Source organism: Erwinia sp. JH02 (assembly GCF_013074405.1).
In the GTDB taxonomy this organism is placed as follows: Bacteria; Pseudomonadota; Gammaproteobacteria; order Enterobacterales; family Enterobacteriaceae; genus Erwinia; species Erwinia rhapontici.
In genome coordinates this window covers 93,879-116,859 of sequence record NZ_JABANZ010000010.1, presented here as the reverse complement: position 1 = coordinate 116,859, position 22,981 = coordinate 93,879, and the positions used below count along the sequence as shown (strand labels likewise).

Sequence of the window (22,981 nt, the reverse complement as noted above, 5' to 3'; positions counted from 1 at the left end):
CTCTTTCTGGTCGACCCGCAACATTACACGAGTTGTGCGGCCAGTAGTGGCCAGCGTACGTCGAAGTCGACGGTAGGGCGATAGCGGAATTCGGAACGAACAAACCGTGACAGCAATCCCTCGCAAAATGCCAGTAGCTGGCTGGCCAGCAGCGTTTCATCGGTAATAAACCCTTCACCTTCACGCATTTTCTTCTCACGCATCACCTGGCGCAGCTGCACCTCAATACGTTCAAAAAGCTGGTTTATACGCCCCTGTAAGCGATCCTGTTCGAACATCAGCGCATGGCCGGTCAGAATGCGCGTTAAACCCGGATTACGCTCACCAAAGCCCAGAATTAACTGAGTGATCATACGTAGACGCGGAAGCGTCTCTTTTTCATCTTTCAGAATCAGATTGATGCGCGTAATCAGGCTGTCTTCAATAAATTCGATCAGGCTGTCAAACATCTTGGTTTTGCTGGGAAAATGCCGGTAAAGCGCTGCTTCAGAAACCCCTACATTCGCCGCCAGTTTGGCGGTGGTGATGCGCTGGCTGCCATCACCAGACTCCAGCATTTGCGCCAGCGCCTGTAGAATTTCTTCGCGGCGATTCCTTTTCGCACTCTTCTTTTCTACCATGTCTTAAAAGACCCCTGAAAACATCACCATAAAACGGGCAAAGGCCCACACAACGTCCGTGAACGCGTGGTCACGGCGAGTCAATTCAGATTATCGTTGTGCGGCCCGTGGAGAATTACTGGCGACCAGAATGGCCGAAACCACCTTCACCACGCACGCTGGTGTCAAAGTCGTTGACCAGATTGAACTCGGCCTGGACGACAGGCACGAAAACCATCTGCGCAATACGTTCGCCGGGTTCGATAGTAAAGGAGTCTTGCCCACGGTTCCAGACGGAAACCATCAGTTGACCCTGATAATCGGAATCGATCAAACCGACCAGGTTACCCAGAACGACGCCATGCTTATGCCCCAGCCCGGAACGCGGCAGGATCACGGCAGCCAGCTGTGGGTCAGCAATATGAATCGCTAAACCCGTTGGCACCAGCGTTGTTACACCAGGCTCAAGCACAAAGGCTTCATCCAGGCAGGCACGCAAATCAAGCCCGGCAGAACCTGACGTGGCGTAGGTTGGCAGGGGGAAGTCGGTGCCGACTCGCGCATCAAGAATCTTAACGTCGATTTTTTTCATCATAAAGGCTGACAATCTCGTCTAATAGCTGTTGGCCAAGGAGTGTCTTATCGCAGAGCGGTAAGGCTTTATCTCCCTCCTGCCAAAAAAGGTGAAGAGCATTGGTATCACTGTTGAAACCCTGCCCGGTTTTGGCTACATCATTGGCGCAGATCAAGTCCAGATTCTTGCGCGTCCGTTTTTGTTGTGCGTATTCTTCCACATTCTGGGTTTCAGCGGCAAATCCTACAACATACGGTCTGTCGTGCGGCATCGCTGCAACACCTGCCACAATATCGGGATTTTTTATCATTCGCAGGGTGATTTCTTCGCCCTGTTTTTTGATTTTTTCTTCCGCCACTGCCGCCGCCCTGTAGTCGGCTACTGCCGCACAACCAATAAAGATCTGTTGAGCGGCTGCCTGCGCCATCACTGCCTGCTGCATGTCCAGCGCCGAAGTGACATCAATACGATTAACGCCTGCCGGTGTCGGCAACGTAACCGGGCCCGCCACCAGCGTGACGCTGGCACCGCGTTGCGCCGCCGCCGCCGCAATAGCAAACCCCATCTTTCCTGAGCTGTGATTGCTGATAAAACGCACCGGATCGAGTGCTTCCCGGGTCGGGCCGGCGGTGATCATAATATTGAGATGTTGCAGATCGTTGACGGGAGCAGCCCAGTTTATCGCCAGGTCAACAATCGCCAGCGGGTCGAGCATACGCCCTGGGCCGATATCGCCACAGGCCTGGCTGCCGCTGTCAGGGCCCCAAACCAGCACTCCGCGTTGTGCCAGCAGTTGTACATTATGCTGGGTAGGCAGTGCGCGGTACATCTGCTGGTTCATTGCCGGGACAATTGCCACCGGTGCTGCCGTTGCGAGGCAAAGGGTCGTCACCAGGTCGTTCGCCATACCCGCGGCAACACGGGCGATCAGGTCCGCAGTTGCAGGGGCAAGGATGACCAGATCTGCCCATTTCCCCAATTCAATATGACCCATAGCGGCCTCAGCAGCCGGGTCGAGTAAATCGTCGGAAACCGGATAGCCAGATACAGCCTGCAAACTGAGTGGGGTGATAAAGGCTTTCGCTGCGTGAGTCATGACGACACGTACTTCTGCGCCACGGTCGCGTAACCTGCGTACCAGTTCAGGGGTTTTATAGGCAGCGATCCCCCCACTGACGCCAAGAACAATACGTTTTCCGGTTAATCCCATCATGTTGCTGTTCGCCTTCTGTTTAGCCTGCCCGGTGCTCTCGCGCCGTAATCTGATTATTTTATCACACTCCGGCGGGCGGGTTAGCACCACACATTTTTTGCGAGCTGGCGCGTAAAGTCAGCACATCGCAATAGGAAACTACTGTATATAATGCCATGCTTTTTTATCTTCAGGAAGGAGAAACGGCAGATGGATGAGAACTGGATGGGGTTACCCCCGCGTGAAAAATTGTTGAAATGTGGCGCACAAACGCTGAGTGATGTTGAACTGCTGGCTATTTTCCTGCGCATCGGAACGCGTGGGGTCCACGTGATGACGCTGGCGCAGCGGTTGCTTGACGTATTTGGCTCGTTACACCAATTGATGACGGCACCCGCCGAAGATTTTCAGGCGATTCACGGTATCGGCATGGCAAAATATGCGCAACTCAATGCGGTGGCCGAACTCGCCCGGCGCTGCTTTACCTGCCAGCAGGCATTGGAAAACCGTGTTGTCAGCAGTGCTGAACAGATGCTGGATTTTCTTAACAGCTCACTGGCGCACCGGGAAAGGGAGATTTTCCAGGTGGTCTTTTTTGATAATCAGCATCGGGTCATTCATACCAGTGAAATGTTCAGTGGCACGCTCAACAGCGTTGAAGTGCACCCCCGTGAGATTATACGCGAAGCGCTAAAACGCAATGCAGCGGCGGTCATTCTGGCGCATAATCACCCATCCGGGCTGGCAGAACCCAGCCGCGCCGATCGTGATATAACGCAGCAAATTGTGCGTGCCTGTACCCTGATGAATATCCGGGTACTTGACCATATGGTGATCGGGCGGGGTGAGTATGTGTCTTTTGCTGAGCGGGGATGGCTATAATGAGTGGGCTGTTATTTAACCGTTTTACGATTTAGTTCAGGAATTACAGTGCATAAACCGGATGCTTCCTGTACAAAAAAGACAAATGTACGCGATCCTTAGGGATCTTTATCTGTTCGGGACTTGAGCGGTCGCGCTTCAGGGCGTATACTACGCCACCTTTGAGAATCTCGGGTTTGGCGTTTGAGCCTACTCAGCGGGTTCACATAGAACTCGCCTGGATGGGCTATAAGCCTGACGAGGCGGCCAGAACCTTATTTTTAAAGCTCGAGCTGATTTGATTTTTGGAGAATAGACATGTCACGAGTCTGCCAAGTAACTGGCAAGCGTCCGGTAACGGGTAACAACCGTTCCCACGCAATGAACGCGACGAAACGCCGTTTCCTGCCGAACCTGCACTCTCATCGTTTTTGGATTGAGAGCGAAAAGCGCTTCGTTACACTGCGCGTATCTGCCAATGGCATGCGCGTAATTGATAAAAAGGGTATTGATACGGTCTTGGCCGATCTCCGTGCCCGCGGTGAGAAGTACTAAGGTAAGGAACTGAAACATGGCTAAAGGTATTCGTGAGAAGATCAAGCTGGTTTCTTCTGCTGGTACAGGTCACTTCTATACCACCACGAAGAACAAACGTACTAAGCCGGAAAAATTGGAACTGAAGAAATTCGATCCAGTTGTCCGCCAGCACGTGATCTATAAAGAAGCTAAGATTAAGTAATTAATCTCAGTGGATGAAAAACCCGGCCCCGGCCGGGTTTTTTTGTTTCTGGGGTTTTCTGTATAGTACGCTGCAGTGTGAAAAATTGGCCAGGCGCTACGGAGGCGAGGCAATGCCAGAGTTACCAGAGGTCGAAACCAGTCGACGCGGGATCGAGCCACATCTTGTTGGAGCAACGATTCTGCATGCAGTGGTGCGTAATGCACGCCTTCGCTGGCCTGTTTCGCAAGAAATCCATGCTCTGAGTGACCAGCCCGTTCTGAGCGTCCAGCGCCGTGCTAAATATCTGCTGCTGGAACTGCCAACAGGCTGGATCATTGTGCATCTTGGAATGTCGGGCAGCCTGCGCGTATTGCCGGAAGACCTGCCTGCGGCAAAGCACGATCATGTTGATCTTGTCATGAGCAACGGTAAGGTTCTGCGTTATACCGATCCACGCCGCTTTGGTGCCTGGTTGTGGTGTCCTGACCTTGCCGCCAGCTCTGTGCTGTCGCATCTGGGGCCAGAGCCGCTTAGCGAGGATTTTTCAGCCGCATATCTGTTTGAAAAATCACGGGGTAAGCGTACAGCGGTCAAACCCTGGCTGATGGATAACAAAGTGGTGGTGGGCGTGGGAAATATCTACGCAAGTGAATCGCTGTTTGTGGCGGGGATCTTACCCGATCGTCCTGCAATGGACTTAACTGAAGCCGACACCGGGCTGCTGGTTGCCACCATCAAAGCGGTCCTGCTGCGTTCTATTGAGCAAGGTGGTACTACCTTACGCGACTTTCTACAAAGTGACGGTAAGCCCGGGTATTTTGCGCAGGAACTGCAGGTTTATGGCCGTGCGGGTGAACCTTGCCGACAGTGCGGCATGCCAATCGAGAGCAGTAAGCACGGGCAGCGCAGCACCTTTTTCTGCCGTCACTGCCAGCAGTAAGCCGCTCTTGATCAGAGTTTCGCTTTCAGTGCCTCATACACCGGGGCAGGCAGGAACGCCTGGACTTCCCCTCCGTGGCGCGCCACCTCTTTCATCAGGGATGAAGAGATAAAGGACCAGGCTTCGGAAGGCATCAAAAATACGCTTTCCAGCGTGGGCATCAGGTGACGGTTCATATGCGCCAGTTGCAGTTCGTATTCAAAATCAGACACCGCCCGCAGGCCACGTACCAGCACATTGGCCTGCTGCGCTTTGGCAAAGTTAGCCATCAAGTCACTGAATCCCACCACTTCAACATTCGGCAGATGTGCCACCACTTCGCTTGCCAGCGCGACGCGTTCCTCCAGTGAGAACATAGGCTTCTTACTCGGGCTTGCCGCCACCGCCAGTATGATGTGATCAAACATCAGCGCGGCGCGGGTCACGATATCGAGGTGCCCGTTGGTCATTGGATCAAAGGTACCGGGGTAGATGGCTTTGGTGCTCATAGTCTGCCGTTCCTGGATGCGTGATTAAGAGCCCAGAGGGCCGTGTATTTATTGAAAGTATATTGTGCATTGACCACGGCCAGCAGCCAGCCCTGTTTACCATCAAGAAAACCCGCACGCAGTACCAGTGTCTTCAGAAAAGCGCCGATGGTATGGCCAAAAATAGCCGCGATACCGCAGCGTTTGCCTTGCTGATGGCGTTGTTTCGCCCAGGCTTCCGCATAGGCGAATTGTTTCCACTGGAATGCAGAGAAGTCCCGACAGGTCAGATGCAGCAGATCGCCGCGTAACGGTGTGGCTTTCGTTTGCGCCGTTTCCAGCGATTCATGTACCTGGTTATCGTTGTATTGATATTGACGGGGGTACAGGCGGGTGACTCGGTCAGGATACCAACCACTGTGACGCATAAAACGCCCCAGGAACAGGTTGCGCCGTGCAATGCTGTACACTGTGGAAGATGGCGGCTGTTCCAGCACCTTTTCAATGGTTTGTTTTAGTTCAGGAGTGACGCGCTCATCGCTGTCGATCATCAAAATCATCGGATGGCTGGCATAGCTCTGTGCCAGCTGGCGCTGTTTACCATATCCATGCCACTCCTCAGAGTGAAAGACCTTTGCGCCATGGCGGCTCGCAATGTCCGGGGTACCATCGCTGCTACCTGAGTCGAGCAGGATGATCTCATCTGCCCAACTGATTGACTCAAGACATTCTGGCAGCAGGTCTGCCGCATCTTTGGCAATAATCACTACCGACAGTGTCTGGCGTGAACGCATTTAATGATTCCGCTGTGGCAGATGAGGTTCAAGTAAATGTAGCAGACGTTGTAATGCACCCTGATTCTGGTGGAGCACATCAACGGCATGACGGCCGTAGTAAAGGCGGTAATCTTCATCCGTCAGCAGGGTACCAATCTCTTTATCCAGCGAGTCGGCATCGGTCACGGTGATCATGCCATCGGCCTGCTGCAGGCGTGCACAGATATCTTTAAAGTTAAAGATATGTGGCCCCATCAACACCGGAATGGCATGCGCAGCCGGTTCCAGCGGATTGTGGCCACCACGCTCAACCAGACTGCCACCGACAAAGGCGAGGTCGGCAATACCGTACAACAGCATCAGTTCGCCCATCGTATCGCCAATGACGACCTGAGTACTGCCAGAGGGGATTTCACCGCTGCTGCGTAAGGTATAGCTGAACCCGGCTTTTTGGGTCAGTGCGCGTGCGGTATCGAAACGTTCCGGATGGCGTGGCACCAAAATCAGCAGCAGGCTGGGGAAACGTTCCAGTAGCTTACGGTGTGCTTCCAGAATGATGCTCTCTTCGCCTTCATGGGTACTGGTCGCAATCCAGACCGGACGACGGGGTGCCCACTGACGGCGCAAGGTGATAGCACGTGCCGCCAACTCAGGTGTGACAGAAATATCAAATTTCAGGCTACCGGTAACTGAAAGCTGTGAGCGCTTGACGCCCAGACCGATAAAACGCTCGCCATCTTCCTGATTCTGCGCGGCAATCAGTGTGATGCGTTGCAGCAGGCGTTTCATGAATTTGCCGATCTTTGCATAACCCTTTGCTGAACGTTCAGACAGGCGCGCATTGGCGATGACCAGAGGGATTTTACGGGCATGCAGTTGAGTGATCATATTGGGCCATAGTTCGGTTTCCATAATGATCACCAGTCGCGGACGAACGGTATCGAAGAAGCGATTCATTGCGCCGGGTAGGTCGTAGGGCAGGTAAACGTGATGAACATCTTTGCCAAATGCCGAACTGGCGCGCTCCGATCCCGTCGGGGTCATGGTGGTGACGACAATCGGCAGGTCGGGGTAGCGATGGCGCAACGCACGAACCAGAGGGATCGCCGCCAGTGTCTCACCGACCGATACGGAGTGCAGCAGAATACCCTCTGGCTTCACTTTCCCCGTGCAAAATCCATAACGTTCAGCCCAGCGTTTACGGTAGGCAGGAGCCTTTCGACCACGTAGCCAGAGGCGCAGCCAGATGAGAGGCTGAATGAGATACAGCAAGGCGGTATAAATGGTAATCATCACATTGTTTTCAGTTGAACAGAGACATATGCCCAGGGATAGCCGAAAAAAGAGAAACAATGCGGCATGTTAGCAGATAAGTGAGGCCTGCTCACACTACTTCATCTGCGGTGCTCCAACACTTCTTTGTATAGCGCATCCAATTGTCCGGCTAAGTGCTGGGGAGTACATGTCATAATACGCTGCCGCGCCATGATACCCATTTTTCTATCCGTATCATTGCGGGGGATCTGCTGGATGGCAGCTGCCAGAGCCGGAATATCCAGCGCATCACAAACAAATCCTTCCTGACCCTCAGTAATAAACTCCGCGCCACCGCATGTATGACTGGTGATCACCGGTAATCCACAGGCCATCGCCTCCAGGATAACATTGGGAAAAGGGTCATAAAGGGTCGGCAGGATTAATCCATCTGCTGCATGATAAAAAGGAATAACATCGCGCTGCATACCGACAAAGCGAATGCGCTGTTCAACATTCAGATGCCTGGCAATCCTGGCGTATTTGTCCTGCTCTTTATCTTGCCCAACAACGATTAGCCAGGCATCTGTAGCAGCGAGTGCCTGTATGGTGGAAAGAAGACCTTTTCTTTCGAACCCTGAGCCCACATAAATCAGGACTTTTGCCTTTTCAGGTAAGGCAAGATTTTTACGGCTTTCCTTATATTGTTGTGGGGTGGCAGGGACGAACTTCTGATTATCTATCGCATTATAGATAACGGAGAATTTGTCTTCAGGTACTTGAAAACAACGCATGATGTCATTTTTTACCATGAGCGAGTTGCAGATGATTTTTTTCAGTTCATCCGAGTGAAACATCGCTTCTTCTGTCCGCATGACATAGCGGTGATACGGACTTAATGTTGCCAGAAGACGTTGTAATGGCGTGAGTATGCGAGCTCTTTGTTCAAGCCAGACGCGATGTACACCATCGCCTGCACGAAATATATCGCATCCTACAATGCGTTCATGGCTTTGTACGATATCAAATTTCTCCTGTTGCCAGCAGGTGCGCGCCGCCTCAGCGAAGCCCCTCTCACGGGAAATGCGCCCCCATTTCTTAGGGTTGCAGATATGCAGATGCCAGTTGGGTTTGGGTTCTCCCTGCCAGGAACGGGTAATGATGTTCAGCTCCAGTTCGCGGGTATCCAACGCTTCCAGTGCCCGCGAAATGAAACGTTCAGCACCGCCATCCGGTCGGTATTTCTGCCTGACGATCGCCAGTCGTGTTTTGTTCATAATATTCACCCAAGGGCACCGATATTCTTATAAATCAATAAAGGTCAGCCAATCAATGCGGCGATTGTAGGGGAAAGTGATGGCAGGGGAAAGCGATCGACCTTTGCTTACGTTCGACAGAATCTCTCATTTCTCTGCGAGGTTTAAACCAGTATCATCGACTTGGGCTGAGGGTATCATGCAAATGATCCTTCATAACGGGGTGAAGTAATCGTGCGATGATTTCGCTAACAGGTTGGTAATGAAAAATATTTTAATAATTCGCCGTGACAATATTGGTGATTTAATCTGTACCACTCCCCTGATTGAAGGGGTTAAAACCGCTTTCCCGGATGCCAATATTTACCTGTTGATCAATACGGTCAGTCAGGATGTTGTGAAAAACAACCCGCATATTGAGCACACCTTTGTGTATCGCAAAGCAAAACATGCCGCCGGTAAATTCGCTAAAGTAAGAGTCTATTTCGAACGTATAAAGATGTTCCTGAAGCTGAGGCGTATCACTTTTGATGCGGCGATTCTGGCTAATCCGGCACCGTGTAAATACAGTCTTCGCCTGGCAAAAATGGCAGGGGCGAAGCATATTATCGGCGCAGATACTGGAGACAGCGCGATCACTGTGCCATTTAAACATGCTGATTTTCGTGGCACACATCAGGTTGAAATGACGTATAGCTATCTTTCGGCCCTCACTGACGCACCAGTCCCGATTCCTCCGGTTGGCATGTGGTTGACAGAACAGGAACGTCAGCAGGCGCGTAATCGTATTGAAGGCATGCATCCTGGCGAGCCGCCTGGGCTTGCTGTGCATATTAGTAACCGCAGAAAGAAAGGCAACTGGCCGTTAGAGAACTATATAAGCATTATTCGCCTCTATCTGCGGGAGCATCGCTTCGGCAGCGTGTTGATTTTCTGGTCCCCACAGGGGACGCTGGCTCCGGACGATGTGGGTGACCAACATCGCGCTGAACAGATACTTGCAGCCTGCCAGAGTTCACGGGTGTCACTCCATCCCACCTCGTCAATACGGGAGCTGGTGGCGGCTTTTGAATACTGTGACCGGGTATTGTGCAGTGATGGTGGGCAAATGCACCTCGCTGCCGCAGTTAACAAGAAGCAGGTGGTGCTTTTTAGTGAGACTCGTATAGATGAATGGCACCCCTGGACGGGTCAACACTACTGTTTACAGGCACCGTCCGGAGATTGTGCTGACATCAGTGTTGATGAGGTCTGGCAGAATGTCAGCCGTCTTAATTCTTAACTGAAAAAATGTACTGTTTTGCTGTAAAGCTGGGTAAGCCGCAGGCCGACTTTTTCGGGGATATCGATAAAGATATCAGTCATCCCTGGTATGGTGAGCATCACGTCCCGCAGTGAATATCCGGTGACTGCGGGATGTTACTGTTGATGAGGTGTAGGAAAAACGACAGTTGCTGCCATCAACGGTTACGTGTTGATTAGCGCGATGTATTGCTCACAGATCGACTGAACATCGTATTTCTTCAATGCTCCATGATCGATTTTCAAGGGTGATGCATACAGCGCTGCCATGGTCTCTGCCAGCGCTGCTTCATCAATATCGGTAAGTGCCGCTGCCATACCCGCTTTCATCAGAATTTCTTCAGGTCCGCCCGGGCAACGTGTACTGACGACAGGCGTGTCACAGATCAGCGCCTCTACCAGTACATTGCCAAATCCCTCACTATCTGAACTCAGCACCAGCATCGCGGCATGTTTGATATAGGGGAAGGGGTTAGCCTGAAAGCCCAGAAACAGGACGCTGTCTGCAATGCCAAGATCGTGAGCCAGTTGTTTTGCTGCCGCGATCCTTTCGTCCGTTCCGGTCCCCAGCAGGACGAGTTTCGCGCTAATACCAGAACGGGCATAGGCTTTTAACAGGCGATCCTGTCGTTTTTGCGGATGTATGCGAGCTACATTGATGATGTAGTCAGTACCCGCCAGTTCACAAGGTTCTGCGGCAAGCGCTAGCAGCGCGGAGATATCAAAAGGATTATTAATGACGGCAGTTTTCGCCGGAGTCACACCCATCTCTTGCACCAGATCATCCAGCACGGCCTGAGAAACGGAAATGATATTTTTTTGTTGGTAAATATGCGCCATTTTTCGTCGCTTTAACCAGCGGTTAAGCCCGGTACGATGGCCCAGGTAGGTGGATGACAGGACACCATGGATACAGAACCACAGTTTATCCTGATTAATCGCTTTGCTGCGGTAAACGATCCGGTCCGTTTTATGCAGGTTGGATACAATCAGGTCATAGTCGCCATTTTCCCGTTCATCCTCTTCCAGCACTCTATCCAGCATGTTCGCACGGCGTGACAGTTCCGTGAGTTTACGCCACGGCATTTTACTGTCACTGACCACGATCTGATAATTGATCCCTTCAGGAATGGTATAAGCGCAGTCTGTACCAAGGGAATACAGCGAGATGGAATGCCCCATCTGTTGCATATGCTGGCTAAGGGTCAGCACGACTTTTTCCGCACCGCCGCCTGGAAGGCCATCAATAATCATCAAGATACGCATGAGAAATCCAAATTCTTAAGAAATAGTGAGTGTTGTAAGCCACGAGAAAAGATCGGAATGGTCATGACAGCAATCTTTTTGCAGCGGCAATAACCACATCTGACGGGATCGCATCCAGGTAGCGTTGAGTGGTACGCGTATCGACTCTGTCAGGATCAGGCAGTGGACCAAAGTCTCCCGCCCATATAATTTCTCCCTTCAACTGCCATGGGCGCCAGAAAACCAGTTTGGATGGGCCAAAAAGTGCCAAGCAAGGTGTTTGTAACGCCGCAGCCATATGCATCGGGACAGAGTCTACGCCAATAAACAGCTTTGCATGGACTATAAGCGCGCCAAGTTGCGGTAACGTCAATTGTCCCGCTAATGACAGGGTATTTTGTGTAGTTTGCATTTTAGAAAGGATACTGGCAATCATATCCATTTCGTTTTTGGCTGGCCCGGAAGTCAAAACGATGGCATATCCTTCCTGGCTTAACGCATCAAGCGTCAGCGCAAATTTTTCGTCATTCCAGCATTTGAAAAACCAACGTGAGGTTGGCTGAACCACAATGTAGTTTGATAAACCCTGGGTTAGCTGACGTACTGTTGACAGATCGCCATCAGAGTATGACATCGTGACTTTTTGATTGAGGCTGGCGAGCCTCAGGGGCGCAAGAAGGGCAAGGTTTTGTTGAACAATATGAAGATCGTTGTGACCTTCAGTTGTTACCAGTTGCGTGTGACAGAACTGCCACAATTTTCCACTGCGCTTGGGAAAGTCGAAACCAAGGCGAGTAGGTGCACCTGTAAAGCATGTAATGATTGCGCTACGCCATTGATCGGCAAGATTAACCACCAAGCTATAATGCTGTTTACGTAACGTTTTGAGTAATCGCCACTCCTGACCTAACTGGTAGCGTTTCCCCTGTTTTTTCCAGGATTTGTCGATCGAGTAAATACGATTTATTGCCGGGTGTAATGCCAGCATAGGGCGTGTTTCTTCGTAAAGCAGCACATCTATTAGCGCCTGAGGGTAGGCATCGCGCAGAGATTCGATCACCGGGGTGATCATCAGCATATCGCCATGATGGCGGAATTTAATCACCAGAATGCGTGCCATGGTTTCTGGCGGAACCGTCAGGTCCAGACTTTTCATTGTTGTTCGCTGTTTATGACGTCAGCCGATGATTCTAAATGAGTGGGCTAAGTGTGGCTAGTATAAGGTCTGTTTGCAGCTTGCCTTACATCAAATAACTTTGCTCTTTGCCAGGGCACTATGTAACATGGCATAAAGGCTTGATTTCACTGCGAGACAGGTCGATTTGATTATTATTATATTGTTCCAAGAAATCATTTCGCCTGTACATAAGTCCGACAACTGCACGATATTAACCTGCCATAACATTGATATTGAGAAATTTTGATGAGTAAGCGTTGGAAGATCAAAGCGATAAGCCTGTTTTTGGTTGCCTACACTCGATGCACCGGACGACTGAATCCCTCCCGAAATGTCAATCCGGAAACAAATTTTCGTAATATTGTCATCTATTCGACAACGGCGTTGGGCGATCTCCTTTTTAATACACCGGCCATCAGAGCTATCAGAACACGTTATCCTAATGCCCGCATTACCCTGATAGCTCACGAAAAATTTCGCGAGTTTGTTGAGGAGGGTGCTGATTGGGACGATGTGGTGTATTGGAACAATAAAATTGTCACAATGCGCCAGATGATATCGACCCTCAAATCCTGTATTGGCGGCTCACCCGACCTGGCGTTGTTGCTACACTCTCATGAACCTTATGACTACCTCAGTGCGATCCTGGCTGGGGCAGAATATGTGATAAGAGATAACTATCACGATGGGTTCGAGCCGCGTGACCGCTGGTTGGCGGATTATACGATTGGTTTTGTCGGTCACGTGATTCAACGTAAGCTTGCTTTGGTCGAACCGCTTGGCTGCGATGTGAGTAATATTGAGATGAAGTTACCAACTGTGCCAGCAGTGCTCCCAGCTACAGATTCGCGAGTAATTGGTTTTCAAATGGGTGCTTCGAAGCCTGAACGTAGCTGGCCCACAGAGTCGTTTGCCCGAGTAGCAGAAGCGATATTGCAGTATTCTGACGAGACGCAAATTGTTTTGATTGGTGGTCCGGGCGAGAAGTCGCTGGCAACAGCGTTATACCAGCATCTTGACGAACAGTACCATCACAGAGTGATCGATCATGTCGGTAATACCGGGTTGAATCAACTGACCTCATTAATCGGCAGTTTCGAATTACTACTCACGGGTGATACCGGGCCTCTACACATTGCCATTGCCGCTAAAGTCCCAACGGTCAGCTTATTTGTCACGGCAAATCCTTACGCCACCGGTCCTTTACAAGACAGACACCTCCATGAAGTGATTTATGCTGCAAGGAGAAAAAGTAATCTAACGAAAGAGCATGTTATGAGTTTAATTAAATCTGATACTGTTATTGAGAAAATACATAGCAAGTTAATTTTAAAATAAAAACAGTATGATTTTTTAAATTGGATGTGAGGTTTTTTGAAGAGCGTGCCGATTAATAAAAATTTTTTTATATTATGAGGTTTTGCTATGTATACTAGCTTTCATTTTTTTCACTTTCTTTGGTGATAGACCATTCAGGGTTTATATTTTATTACATCTTATGTTTACTTTCTGTGTTAATTTTCTTTCACCCAGAAATGATATGTATACATTTTTTATTTGCCATTGCTTTCAGAACGCGAACTATTGGTTTATTTTAATATTCACTTGCATAATAAAATAATTAAAAAATTCAGTGTTCAGGGGGCAGGAATTACTGGCGATCTTACTGTGGTATAAAGCCCCCCAAAATTAAAGACTAGGCTAGTCCAGTAACCTATCCATTGCTGAGACAATATCATCCACTGCTATCGTTGATACGGGATGATATTTGTCTTTAGTGAAAAGTTGTACCGACTGTGTATTACCTGGCCCCCATACTGCACTGTTGATAAAATGACCATGAATATCGTTGCCGTACAGGCAAACCAAAGGTTTTTTCCAGGCGGTGGCAATATGCACGATGGAGGTATCCGGACTGATCACAAGATCGGCGAGTCGGATTATTTCTATTGCACTGGACAGTGTATTGAAAGGGTTGATATAGGTTTCTGGTATATTTAACTCGCTTATTCTTTTCTTTATACCAATTAAAATTATATCACTTTGAGGCCATTTTTCTTTTATTCTGGTAACTAACCCTTTAAGTTGTTCAGTTGAGATATCTCGTTTACTGGTAGCAGAAAATGGATTAATAACAATTTTTAGAGTGCCCGAAAGTGAAGCGAAAAATTCGCCTACGAGATTTTTCACTTCGCTGGAGCAGTGTAAATCATAATCTGTAGTAAAATTTTTCAACTCAAGGCTTTCCATGAGTAGCGCATAACGAGTCGTGATGTGCTTATCGAAACCAAGATAGGCCAGCGATTTATTATAGAGATTGTATTGTGACTTATTGAAGCCGATCACGTTATTAGCATTAATGATCTTTAGTAATCGTAGATGAGATGGTGACATAGTGTCACCCATATCAACGATAAGGTCATAACCTTCAGAGGCTAATTTTTGTGCCAGTGCTAACTTTTCATCCAGTGCTGCCGGAGATATGATGGTTTTACGAATATAAGGGTTATTTTCAATAACATTAATATTGTTTTTTCCGGCCAAAACATCGACGATATATCCGGCGCGGGAAAATTCACGGAACAGCGAAGTCGACACCACCATGTCGCCTATCTTGTCATCATCTCGTAAAAACAAAACCCGCTTAATAGATGATAAATCGAAGTGCTTCGGCTTTTTTTCGTCATATCGAATACGCGCAATATGCATACGCAAAGCTTTCATAAAATAGTTACGGCGCCGATTCCATTCGCGTAGTTTTGCAAATTTCTTTTTTTTCATATCTCCTACTCATCACCAGAGTCTGTAAAAATGGTTGGTAATGTTTTCAGTAACTCAACAATCTGCAGGGGTTTAACTGAAGACATATTTTTGTCATCCGCTAGCAAAACCATCTGATTCTTCCCATATCCGCCAATCAACCCCGGATCGGTCGGGCCGTAAAGAGTAATGTTCGGACGGTCGAGCGCGGCAGTTAAGTGACTTAACCCGGTATCCACCGACACCACGGCACGAGCGCCGGCAAGCGTGCGGGCGACCTGTTCCAGCGTCAGCTTTGGCAGCACCTCGACAAAATCGAAGCCCTCTGCCAGCCGCAACGCGCGCTGATGCTCATGCTCTGCACCCCAGGGTAATTTAATCGTTAAACCTGAAGGCTGCATTAACTCGATCAGTTCGCGCCAGTGCGCTTCCGGCCAGTGCTTATTGTCGCGCGTGGTGGCGTGCAAAAACACCAGATACTGATTCGCATCGGCGGGGAGTGCCTGAGTAAAGTGCTGGGCGATAGCGTAATCGCCGATGGTTGTCGGGAGCGCATACCCCAGGCTTTTCGCAAACAGCTCGCGGGTGCGCTGAACGGCGTGCTGCTGTTTGCTGATTTCATGGCGTTTGTCATACCACCAACTGGCAAACGGCTCACGCGCGCTGCGGCTGTCCTGCCCATGTTTAACACCTTTCGCCAGACGTGTTACCAGCGCTGCGCTCTTAATCAGCCCTTGTGCATCAATGATCGCATCGTATTCGCGCGACTGAAGTGCACGTTTAAACACCACGCGTTCTTCGCGCGCCTGGCTGCCAAACCAGTGTTTGCGCCAGCGGCGGATGGCCACCGGTAATACCCGATCCACGGCCGGGTGCCAGGAAGGGATCTGAGCAAAACCCTCTTCCACTACCCAGTCAAAGCGAATCTCAGGGATAGCGCGCATGGCATCAGTCAGGGCAGGTAATGCGTGCAGTACATCCCCCATTGAGGATGTTTTAATAATCAAAACCCGCATTCAGACTCCATGCCGTGGGCAAAGCGTTGCCAGCTCAGTCATGACCCGCTCTGGCGTAATATCAATCAGGCTTTGGTGGTAACCTTCATCGGCATCACCTTTGCGAACTTTATGGTAACCCGTAATTAAACGGATCACGCGGGCTTTGCGGGACAGTGGCGGGGTAAAGTCCGGGCTGCTTGGCCCGTAGAGGGCGACCAGCGGGCGATCCAGAGCGGCAGCAATATGCATCAGGCCTGAATCGTTACTGACCACGGCATCACAGGCCGCCAGCAAAATGACGGCTTGTTCCAGCTGGGTTTCTCCGGCCAGGTTACGGCAGTGCTGGCGTGCATCTTCTGCCAGAGCCGCCAGAATCTGCTGCCCGGTTTCATTGTCTTTGGCGGAACCAAACAGGACCACCTGGTAGCCCTTGTCGATCAGGCGTTGTGCCAGGGTAGCATAGTGGTAATGTGGCCAGCGCTTAGCAGGGCCAAATTCCGCGCCAGGGCAGAACCCAATCATTGGGCGCCCGGAAGCAAGACCAAAGGCGCTGACGGTCGCCTGTTTTTCCGCTTCCTGCACCGCTAACTGCGGCCATAACAGTGGCTGTGGCAGATCGTCGGCGTGGTGGATACGTGCTTTATCGTACGCCAGCGCCACATAGCGCTGGACCATCAGTGGGAATGCGGTTTTATCCAGTCGACGCAGATCGTTCAGCAACCCGTAACGCATCTCACCGCGCCAGCCTGTGCGGCGTGGGATAGCGGCAAAAAACGGAACGAGAGCGGATTTAAACGAGTTAGGCAGCACAAAGGCGCGGTCATAGCCGCTTGCCTTCAGCATTTTTCCCAGGCGGCGGCGTTCGGCTATCTCCAGAGCACCGTGGCCCAGTGGCATCGCCAGCGCCTCATTCACTTCCGGCATCCGTGACAATAACGGACGGCACCATGCAGGTGCCATCACATCAATGACGGCATCGGGGTGCTCGGCTTTGAGGCTGCGATAGAGACTTTGCGACATCATCATATCGCCGACCCACGATGGGCCGATAACCAGAATTTTCATTCCCGAACAGTGCCTCTTACGCTTTACGGTTCAGCCAGGCCATATACTCTGCCACACCTTCAGCCACCGTTTTGAAAGGCTTGTCATACCCGGCGGCACGCAGTTTGGTCTGGTCTGCCAGGGTGAATGCCTGGTAGCGACCTTTTAGTTTTTCCGGGAATGGGATGTACTCAACTTCACCGTCTTTGTGATATTTCAGCGCCGCATCAGCGACTTCCTGGAATGATTCGGCACGGCCAGTACCGCAGTTAAAGATGCCGGACACGGCATTTTCCCAGAACCACAGGTTAACCGAGGCGACGTCTTCTACATAAATGAAGTCACGCTTGAAGTTGTCGCTGCCCTCAAACAGTTTCGGGTTTTCACCGTTGTTCAACTGGGTGTTGAGGTGGAAAGCTACGCTTGCCATGCTGCCTTTATGCCCTTCGCGTGGGCCATAGACGTTGAAATAGCGGAAACCACAGACCTGAGACTGTGCTTCAGGCAGGATCTCGCGCACGTAATGGTCAAACAGCATTTTGGAGTAGCCGTAAACGTTCAGTGGCTCTTCGAACTGGCGTTCTTCAATAAAGTCGGCATTACGGCCGCCGTAGGTGGCAGCAGAAGAGGCGTACAGGAAGGGAACCTGATGTTCCAGACACCAGTGCAGCAGCTCTTTGGAGTATTGATAGTTATTATCCATCATGTACTTGCCATCCCACTCAGTTGTGGAAGAGCATGCGCCTTCATGGAATACCGCTTCAACATCACCGAAATCTTCATCCGCCAGGATGGAGATCAAGAAGTCTTCTTTGTCCATATAGTCGGCAATGTTCAGATCGGCCAGGTTGGCGAATTTGGTGCCGTCTTTCAGATTGTCTACCACCAGAATATCGGTGTGACCCTTATCATTCAGTGCCTTGATGATGTTGCTGCCAATCATTCCAGCGCCGCCAGTGACGATAATCATGAGCTTTAACCCTAAATGGTGGGGTGGAACAGGGGGTTCCACTCGCTAATGGCCCATATCATAACATCTCATCGCGAAGTCGACAGCCAGAGGCGGGGGGGGAGAGGGCGTGTCGGGGGTGTTTTCCGTGATTTATGTGGCAAAAAGCAGATTATTCCGCGTATATGAACAGCCATGTGCTTCACTTTCAGTTATCTGTATCGCAAAAAATCTAACTGGGAGGATAAAGGTGAATCAGAAATTCTATCAGCAGATTAATGAGCAACTTATCAGCGCTGAAAGTGAGGGACTGTTTAAACGGGAGCGGCAAATCGTCAGCGCGCAGCAGGCGGCCATTATGCTGGCTGATGGCAGTGAAGTGCTGAACTTTTGCGCCAATAACTACCTGGGGCTGGCGAATCATCCCGCTCTGATTGCTGCCGCAAAAGCAGGTATGGACAGTCATGGGTTCGGTATGGCCTCCGTGCGCTTTATTTGTGGCACCCAGGACAGCCACCGGCAGCTGGAAGGGGCGCTCGCAGAGTTTCTCGGGATGGATGATGCCATTCTCTACTCTTCCTGCTTTGATGCCAACGGCGGTCTGTTTGAAACGCTGTTGGGGCCTGAAGATGCGGTGATTTCTGATGCGTTAAATCATGCCTCGATTATTGACGGTATTCGCCTGTGTAAAGCCCGGCGTTACCGTTATGCCAATAATGATATGACTGAACTGGCAGCCTGTTTGGAGCAGGCCCGTTCTGAAGGTGCCCGCCATATTCTGATCGCCACCGATGGTGTGTTTTCTATGGATGGGGTGATCGCAAACCTGGCAGGTATTTGCGATTTGGCAGATCGTTATCAGGCGCTGGTGATGGTTGATGACTCTCATGCTGTCGGATTTGTCGGGCACCTTGGACGAGGAAGTCATGAACACTGTGGCGTGATGGGGCGGGTTGATATTATTACCGGCACGTTAGGCAAAGCACTGGGTGGGGCTTCCGGTGGGTATACCGCCGCGAAAAAAGAGGTGGTTGAATGGCTGCGGCAGCGCTCGCGGCCTTATCTGTTTTCAAACTCACTGGCACCGTCCATTGTGGCGGCTTCCCGGCAGGTACTGACGATGCTGGCTGACGGACAGGGACTGCGTCAGCGGTTGTGGGAAAACGTCAGCTATTTTCGTACAGCTTTGAGCGCAGCAGGTTTTACGCTGGCCGGGGCCGACCACGCGATTATTCCGGTGATGCTGGGCGATGCGCGGCTGGCACAGACGTTTGCCGCCCGATTACAGCAGGAGGGGATTTATGTCACGGGTTTCTGTTATCCCGTTGTGCCTAAAGGTCAGGCACGCATTCGCACGCAAATCTCTGCGGCTCATACCCCGGCTCAGTTAGAACGTGCGGTCGCAGCCTTCCGCCGGGTGGGCCAGGAACTGCGTGTGATCCCCCAGGGAGAAACACCATGAAAGCATTAGCAAAACTGCACCCCCTGCCCGGCATCTGGATGATCGACGATGCGCCAATCCCGGAACCCGGCCATAACGATGTGCTGATCAAAATCCGCAAAACGGCGATCTGTGGCACCGATGTCCATATTTACAACTGGGATGCGTGGTCGCAAAAAACCATCCCGGTACCGATGATCACCGGCCATGAGTACGTGGGAGATGTGGTGGCCATTGGGCAGGAAGTCGCAGGTTTTAGCATCGGCGATCGTGTCTCCGGCGAGGGGCACATCACCTGCGGGCATTGCCGTAACTGCCGGGGTGGACGTACGCATCTGTGTCGGAATGCCGTAGGCGTGGGTGTTAACCGTCAGGGATGTTTTGCCGAGTATCTGGTGATCCCGGCGGTCAATGCGTTCAAAATTCCCGATAATATCTCTGATGATATGGCCGCTATTTTTGACCCCTTTGGCAATGCTGTGCACACCGCACTGTCATTCGATCTGGTTGGTGAGGATGTGCTGATTACCGGTGCTGGACCGATTGGCATCATGGCTGCTGCTATCTGCCGTCATGTTGGGGCGCGTTATGTGGTGATCACTGATGTGAATGAGTACCGTCTGGCACTGGCGCGTCAGATGGGAGTTACGCGAGCGGTGAATGTCAGCGAGGAAAACCTGTCGCAGGTGATGAATGATCTGGGGATGACGGAAGGATTCGATGTTGGCTTGGAAATGTCCGGTGTTCCTGCGGCGTTCAGTTCCATGCTGGAGGTGATGAATCACGGTGGGCGTATTGCCATGTTGGGTATTCCGCCGTCGTCAATGTCTATTGACTGGAATCAGGTGATTTTCAAGGGGCTGTTTATCAAAGGGATCTATGGGCGGGAGATGTTTGAAACCTGGTACAAAATGGCGGCATTGCTACAGTCTGGCCTCGACCTGACACCCGTGATCACCCATCACTATCCTGTTGATGACTTTCAGCAGGGATTTGATGAGATGCGTAGCGGGCACTCCGGGAAGGTGATCCTGAATTGGTCGTAACTATTTTGGTGCGGGCAGACCTCAACAGAAGGTCTGCCCCTGTATGTGCTTCCAGGCTTATCCGCTGAATTTCACTGACAGTTTTTTCTTCAAACCCTGCCATAACGAGCTGTTACTGATGCTGTCGCTCACGACTTCCAGCGCCCGTGTTGCCGGCACTGGCGCCACTTTCACACGACAAATACCCTCAGGGTGGAATGGGTTACGTGGTCTGGCTGGCTGAGATTTGCTGTCTGGTGGCTGCGGCGTATTGTTCACGCGCTGCGGTTCGTTAAGCAACTGGCTCGGACGTACCAGGGTGATATCAGCGGGCAAAGTGGGCAGCATCTGCTGTAATACCCTGACGGTTGCCGGATGGGGATGGCCAATCGCAATCGCTGAGCCATCACGCTGGGCCAGCCGCACTGCGCGGGTAAACTGTTTACGAATATCAGCTTCATTCTGGGTATCGTCCAAAAATACCCGGCGCTTGATCACTTTCACGCTGGTACCCGCTGCGGCGCGGGTCGACTGACTGTTACCGATGGTCATGCTGTCAAGGAAGTAGAAATTATAGTGATCGAGCACCTGCATCACTTTCTGCATCCCTGGCAGGCTGGAGGTCATCGCGCTGCCCATATGGTTGTTGAGACCAACGGCAAACGGGACATCCGCAGCGGCTTCACGGATAATGCGTGCGATCTCTTCCGCCGACATATCCGGACGCAGCGTATCTTTTTCCAGCGGCTGTTTACTGAGGGGAGCCATCGGCAGGTGGATCAGTACCTCGTGGCCACGCTGGTGGGCTTTGGTGGCCATTTCGCGTGCATGGGGTGCATTAGGCAGCACGGCGACTGAAATAGCCGCAGGCATCTGCAATACCTGATTTTCCTGAGCCGGCCGATAGCCAAAGTCATCAATGACAATCGAAAGCTTACCGGCGTAGACCGGACTGGATAACAGCAGTGCGACCAGCAGGCCGCTGAGTTTTCGAGGTTGAAACAAAACTATCTTCCTAACCACGGTTGTGGATTGACTGCTCGTCCCTGACGGCGGATTTCAAAATAGAGCGACGGCGTACCGCGGCCACCGCTGGTGCCGACCAGCGCGATAGGCTGACCTGCACGCACCTGGGTTCCGACGGTGACCAGCGCACTCTGATTGTAGCCATATAAACTCATGTCGCCTTTACCGTGCTCAACCACGACCACCAGGCCGTAGCCCTGAAGCCAGTCAGCCATTAATACACGGCCATCGGCAATCGCTTTGACTTCGGTGCCTTCAGGCGCATCAATCACCAGTCCTTTCCAGCGCAACTCACCCTGCAGCTGTTCGCCAAACCGGTGTTCAATATTGCCCCGTACCGGCCAAACGGCCCGCCCTGCGGGCTGACCCAGACCGCCAGTGCGCGACATCAGTGAGCGTTCACTGTCGGTCGGTTTGTAGGTGCTGCCTTTGCTTTTCGCCTGTGCTTCTCGCTGACGAACTTTTTCTGCCTCACGGGCTTCACGCTCTGCCCGGGCTTTGGCTTCCTGCTCGGCTTTGGCGATTTTGTCGCGCAGGCGGCTTTCGTTCTGCCGTAACTCAACGAGCTGTGCCTGATCTTTCTCCAGCGAAGATTCCAGCGTTGTCAGGGTTTTCTTGCGCGCCTGGCGAGCGCCTTCAAGCTTTTGCTGCTGGCTTTGTTGCTGGTCTAACAGTGATTTTTGCTGAGCTTGTTTATCGATCAGGCTGGTTTTTTGCGCCGACAGGTCGTTGCGGGTCTGCTTCAGCGCTTCGATTGATTTTTGCCGGGCGTCGTTGAGATAACCAAAGTAGGCCAGCATACGTTCACTGCGCTGGCTCTCTTCGCCACTCAGAACAAGCTGTAATCCGTTATGCTGCCCCTGACGAAATGCCGCATCCAGCTGTTGCGCAAGGATCGCTTCCTGCTGCTTTTGCTGTTGCTGAAGTTTGCTAATCGAGGCGGTGAGGCTGGTGATGTCTTTATTGAGCGTGGTCAGGCTGCCCTGCGTTTCACGCAGTTGACGGCTGGCCTGTGCAATAATTTTTTCCTGACTTTGTAGCTGGTCGAGCAACTGATTTCGTTGCTGTTTCTGCAACTGCACGCTTTTCTCTTTAGCGGCAATATCTTGTTGAATGGTTTGCAGTTGTGATTTGTTATCTTCGGCGGCCAGCGCGGAAAAAGAGAACAACAATGCGCCGGTGCAAAGCGCACTGACGGTCAGGGCGGACAAGCTTGCGCGTAACGGCTGAACAACAGCCGATGAATGACGCGGGGTCCTTGGATGTAACACTGTCGCTTTTTCCCTCATATCCGTGGATTATTCCACGATGAACAGCAGCTTACCAGCCATCTCTGAGTGGTTTTCTATTTCTGTCAGTAACAGGCCCGACCTT

The 22,981-nt window shown here is 51.3% G+C and carries 23 protein-coding genes; 8 read left to right on the top strand and 15 right to left on the bottom strand.

What is annotated here, in order from left to right; translation table 11 throughout:
* Positions 1 to 23 precede the first annotated feature (23 nt).
* From slmA to coaBC, 3 genes are all read right to left on the bottom strand, one after another.
* The gene (slmA, locus tag HHI26_RS20860) at positions 24 to 620 is read right to left on the bottom strand and encodes a nucleoid occlusion factor SlmA (RefSeq protein ID WP_133846450.1); all 597 of its coding nucleotides are present in this window, start codon (positions 618 to 620) and stop codon (positions 24 to 26) included.
* A 115-nt stretch (positions 621 to 735) separates the two neighbouring features.
* Positions 736 to 1,194, bottom strand: a complete 459-nt coding sequence (gene dut / locus HHI26_RS20855; protein WP_133846449.1) for a dUTP diphosphatase — start codon at positions 1,192 to 1,194, stop codon at positions 736 to 738.
* Complete coding sequence (gene coaBC, locus HHI26_RS20850; RefSeq protein WP_133846448.1) at positions 1,172 to 2,386, bottom strand: bifunctional phosphopantothenoylcysteine decarboxylase/phosphopantothenate--cysteine ligase CoaBC; 1,215 nt, start codon at positions 2,384 to 2,386, stop codon at positions 1,172 to 1,174. The genes dut and coaBC overlap by 23 nt, the downstream gene beginning before the upstream one ends.
* A 189-nt stretch (positions 2,387 to 2,575) precedes the next feature.
* On the opposite strand from coaBC, the gene radC reads away from it, so the two are divergent.
* The 4 genes from radC (at position 2,576) to mutM (ending at position 4,887) form a co-directional block, all read left to right on the top strand.
* Entirely contained in the window at positions 2,576 to 3,247 is a 672-nt protein-coding gene (gene radC / locus HHI26_RS20845; protein WP_133846447.1) for a DNA repair protein RadC, read from the top strand.
* A gap of 297 nt (positions 3,248 to 3,544) precedes the next feature.
* The gene (gene rpmB, locus HHI26_RS20840) at positions 3,545 to 3,781 is read left to right on the top strand and encodes a 50S ribosomal protein L28 (protein WP_062746922.1); all 237 of its coding nucleotides are present in this window, start codon (positions 3,545 to 3,547) and stop codon (positions 3,779 to 3,781) included.
* A gap of 16 nt (positions 3,782 to 3,797) precedes the next feature.
* The gene (rpmG, locus tag HHI26_RS20835; protein ID WP_001051798.1) at positions 3,798 to 3,965 is read left to right on the top strand and encodes a 50S ribosomal protein L33; all 168 of its coding nucleotides are present in this window, start codon (positions 3,798 to 3,800) and stop codon (positions 3,963 to 3,965) included.
* Between the two features lie 112 nt (positions 3,966 to 4,077).
* Entirely contained in the window at positions 4,078 to 4,887 is an 810-nt protein-coding gene (mutM, locus tag HHI26_RS20830) for a bifunctional DNA-formamidopyrimidine glycosylase/DNA-(apurinic or apyrimidinic site) lyase (RefSeq protein ID WP_133846446.1), read from the top strand.
* An 11-nt stretch (positions 4,888 to 4,898) separates the two neighbouring features.
* Here the strand turns inward: mutM and coaD are convergent, their stop codons facing one another.
* The 4 genes from coaD to HHI26_RS20810 all read right to left on the bottom strand — a co-directional run bounded on the left by coaD (position 4,899) and on the right by HHI26_RS20810 (position 8,661).
* Positions 4,899 to 5,375, bottom strand: coding sequence for a pantetheine-phosphate adenylyltransferase (coaD, locus tag HHI26_RS20825; protein WP_133846445.1), 477 nt, complete (start codon positions 5,373 to 5,375; stop codon positions 4,899 to 4,901).
* Positions 5,372 to 6,148, bottom strand: coding sequence for a glycosyltransferase family 2 protein (locus HHI26_RS20820; protein ID WP_133846444.1), 777 nt, complete (start codon positions 6,146 to 6,148; stop codon positions 5,372 to 5,374). The genes coaD and HHI26_RS20820 overlap by 4 nt, the downstream gene beginning before the upstream one ends.
* A complete protein-coding gene (gene waaA / locus HHI26_RS20815) occupies positions 6,149 to 7,423 on the bottom strand; it encodes a lipid IV(A) 3-deoxy-D-manno-octulosonic acid transferase (RefSeq protein WP_133846492.1) in 1,275 nt (424 codons plus the stop codon). It abuts the gene before it with no gap.
* A 101-nt stretch (positions 7,424 to 7,524) separates the two neighbouring features.
* Positions 7,525 to 8,661: a glycosyltransferase family 4 protein gene (locus tag HHI26_RS20810; RefSeq protein ID WP_171149624.1), complete on the bottom strand. Its 1,137-nt coding sequence runs from the start codon at positions 8,659 to 8,661 to the stop codon at positions 7,525 to 7,527.
* 241 nt (positions 8,662 to 8,902) lie between these two features.
* Between HHI26_RS20810 and HHI26_RS20805 the strand changes: the two genes are divergently transcribed.
* Entirely contained in the window at positions 8,903 to 9,922 is a 1,020-nt protein-coding gene (locus HHI26_RS20805) for a glycosyltransferase family 9 protein (RefSeq protein WP_171149623.1), read from the top strand.
* A gap of 185 nt (positions 9,923 to 10,107) precedes the next feature.
* Here the strand turns inward: HHI26_RS20805 and HHI26_RS20800 are convergent, their stop codons facing one another.
* Positions 10,108 to 11,208 (bottom strand): glycosyltransferase, encoded by a 1,101-nt coding sequence (locus HHI26_RS20800; protein WP_171149622.1) that lies wholly within the window; start codon positions 11,206 to 11,208, stop codon positions 10,108 to 10,110.
* Positions 11,209 to 11,269: 61 nt separating this feature from the next.
* Complete coding sequence (rfaQ, locus tag HHI26_RS20795) at positions 11,270 to 12,343, bottom strand: putative lipopolysaccharide heptosyltransferase III (RefSeq protein ID WP_171149621.1); 1,074 nt, start codon at positions 12,341 to 12,343, stop codon at positions 11,270 to 11,272.
* A gap of 267 nt (positions 12,344 to 12,610) precedes the next feature.
* Here rfaQ and HHI26_RS20790 point away from each other — a divergent pair, with 267 nt between their 5' ends.
* Entirely contained in the window at positions 12,611 to 13,702 is a 1,092-nt protein-coding gene (locus HHI26_RS20790; RefSeq protein WP_171149620.1) for a glycosyltransferase family 9 protein, read from the top strand.
* A 363-nt stretch (positions 13,703 to 14,065) separates the two neighbouring features.
* On the opposite strand, the gene HHI26_RS20785 is transcribed toward HHI26_RS20790, so the two are convergent.
* The 4 genes from HHI26_RS20785 to rfaD are packed head-to-tail and all read right to left on the bottom strand — an operon-like array spanning position 14,066 to position 18,136.
* Positions 14,066 to 15,145 (bottom strand): glycosyltransferase family 9 protein, encoded by a 1,080-nt coding sequence (locus HHI26_RS20785; RefSeq protein ID WP_171149619.1) that lies wholly within the window; start codon positions 15,143 to 15,145, stop codon positions 14,066 to 14,068.
* 5 nt (positions 15,146 to 15,150) lie between these two features.
* The gene (rfaC, locus tag HHI26_RS20780; protein WP_241008323.1) at positions 15,151 to 16,140 is read right to left on the bottom strand and encodes a lipopolysaccharide heptosyltransferase RfaC; all 990 of its coding nucleotides are present in this window, start codon (positions 16,138 to 16,140) and stop codon (positions 15,151 to 15,153) included.
* Positions 16,141 to 17,187, bottom strand: a complete 1,047-nt coding sequence (gene rfaF, locus HHI26_RS20775; protein ID WP_171149618.1) for an ADP-heptose--LPS heptosyltransferase RfaF — start codon at positions 17,185 to 17,187, stop codon at positions 16,141 to 16,143. It abuts the gene before it with no gap.
* Positions 17,188 to 17,203: 16 nt separating this feature from the next.
* Complete coding sequence (rfaD, locus tag HHI26_RS20770; protein WP_133846432.1) at positions 17,204 to 18,136, bottom strand: ADP-glyceromanno-heptose 6-epimerase; 933 nt, start codon at positions 18,134 to 18,136, stop codon at positions 17,204 to 17,206.
* A gap of 229 nt (positions 18,137 to 18,365) precedes the next feature.
* Between rfaD and HHI26_RS20765 the strand changes: the two genes are divergently transcribed.
* Positions 18,366 to 19,577: a glycine C-acetyltransferase gene (locus tag HHI26_RS20765; RefSeq protein WP_159338318.1), complete on the top strand. Its 1,212-nt coding sequence runs from the start codon at positions 18,366 to 18,368 to the stop codon at positions 19,575 to 19,577.
* Positions 19,574 to 20,602 (top strand): L-threonine 3-dehydrogenase, encoded by a 1,029-nt coding sequence (tdh, locus tag HHI26_RS20760; protein WP_171149617.1) that lies wholly within the window; start codon positions 19,574 to 19,576, stop codon positions 20,600 to 20,602. Before HHI26_RS20765 ends, tdh begins: the two co-directional genes overlap by 4 nt.
* A 57-nt stretch (positions 20,603 to 20,659) precedes the next feature.
* On the opposite strand, the gene HHI26_RS20755 is transcribed toward tdh, so the two are convergent.
* Both HHI26_RS20755 and envC read right to left on the bottom strand, forming a co-directional pair.
* Positions 20,660 to 21,586, bottom strand: a complete 927-nt coding sequence (locus tag HHI26_RS20755; RefSeq protein WP_133846429.1) for a divergent polysaccharide deacetylase family protein — start codon at positions 21,584 to 21,586, stop codon at positions 20,660 to 20,662.
* 2 nt (positions 21,587 to 21,588) lie between these two features.
* Positions 21,589 to 22,896, bottom strand: coding sequence for a murein hydrolase activator EnvC (gene envC, locus HHI26_RS20750; protein WP_133846428.1), 1,308 nt, complete (start codon positions 22,894 to 22,896; stop codon positions 21,589 to 21,591).
* Between the last annotated feature and the right edge of the window lie 85 nt (positions 22,897 to 22,981).

Bases quoted from the DNA above. Each gene is read 5' to 3' on its own strand.
- slmA (WP_133846450.1), bottom strand. From the start codon at position 620: ATGGTAGAAAAGAAGAGTGCGAAAAGGAATCGCCGCGAAGAAATTCTA.
- dut (WP_133846449.1), bottom strand. From the start codon at position 1,194: ATGATGAAAAAAATCGACGTTAAGATTCTTGATGCGCGAGTCGGCACC.
- coaBC (WP_133846448.1), bottom strand. From the start codon at position 2,386: ATGATGGGATTAACCGGAAAACGTATTGTTCTTGGCGTCAGTGGGGGG.
- radC (WP_133846447.1), top strand. From the start codon at position 2,576: ATGGATGAGAACTGGATGGGGTTACCCCCGCGTGAAAAATTGTTGAAA.
- rpmB (WP_062746922.1), top strand. From the start codon at position 3,545: ATGTCACGAGTCTGCCAAGTAACTGGCAAGCGTCCGGTAACGGGTAAC.
- rpmG (WP_001051798.1), top strand. From the start codon at position 3,798: ATGGCTAAAGGTATTCGTGAGAAGATCAAGCTGGTTTCTTCTGCTGGT.
- mutM (WP_133846446.1), top strand. From the start codon at position 4,078: ATGCCAGAGTTACCAGAGGTCGAAACCAGTCGACGCGGGATCGAGCCA.
- coaD (WP_133846445.1), bottom strand. From the start codon at position 5,375: ATGAGCACCAAAGCCATCTACCCCGGTACCTTTGATCCAATGACCAAC.
- HHI26_RS20820 (WP_133846444.1), bottom strand. From the start codon at position 6,148: ATGCGTTCACGCCAGACACTGTCGGTAGTGATTATTGCCAAAGATGCG.
- waaA (WP_133846492.1), bottom strand. From the start codon at position 7,423: ATGATTACCATTTATACCGCCTTGCTGTATCTCATTCAGCCTCTCATC.
- HHI26_RS20810 (WP_171149624.1), bottom strand. From the start codon at position 8,661: ATGAACAAAACACGACTGGCGATCGTCAGGCAGAAATACCGACCGGAT.
- HHI26_RS20805 (WP_171149623.1), top strand. From the start codon at position 8,903: ATGAAAAATATTTTAATAATTCGCCGTGACAATATTGGTGATTTAATC.
- HHI26_RS20800 (WP_171149622.1), bottom strand. From the start codon at position 11,208: ATGCGTATCTTGATGATTATTGATGGCCTTCCAGGCGGCGGTGCGGAA.
- rfaQ (WP_171149621.1), bottom strand. From the start codon at position 12,343: ATGAAAAGTCTGGACCTGACGGTTCCGCCAGAAACCATGGCACGCATT.
- HHI26_RS20790 (WP_171149620.1), top strand. From the start codon at position 12,611: ATGAGTAAGCGTTGGAAGATCAAAGCGATAAGCCTGTTTTTGGTTGCC.
- HHI26_RS20785 (WP_171149619.1), bottom strand. From the start codon at position 15,145: ATGAAAAAAAAGAAATTTGCAAAACTACGCGAATGGAATCGGCGCCGT.
- rfaC (WP_241008323.1), bottom strand. From the start codon at position 16,140: ATGCGGGTTTTGATTATTAAAACATCCTCAATGGGGGATGTACTGCAC.
- rfaF (WP_171149618.1), bottom strand. From the start codon at position 17,187: ATGAAAATTCTGGTTATCGGCCCATCGTGGGTCGGCGATATGATGATG.
- rfaD (WP_133846432.1), bottom strand. From the start codon at position 18,136: ATGATTATCGTCACTGGCGGCGCTGGAATGATTGGCAGCAACATCATC.
- tdh (WP_171149617.1), top strand. From the start codon at position 19,574: ATGAAAGCATTAGCAAAACTGCACCCCCTGCCCGGCATCTGGATGATC.
- envC (WP_133846428.1), bottom strand. From the start codon at position 22,896: ATGAGGGAAAAAGCGACAGTGTTACATCCAAGGACCCCGCGTCATTCA.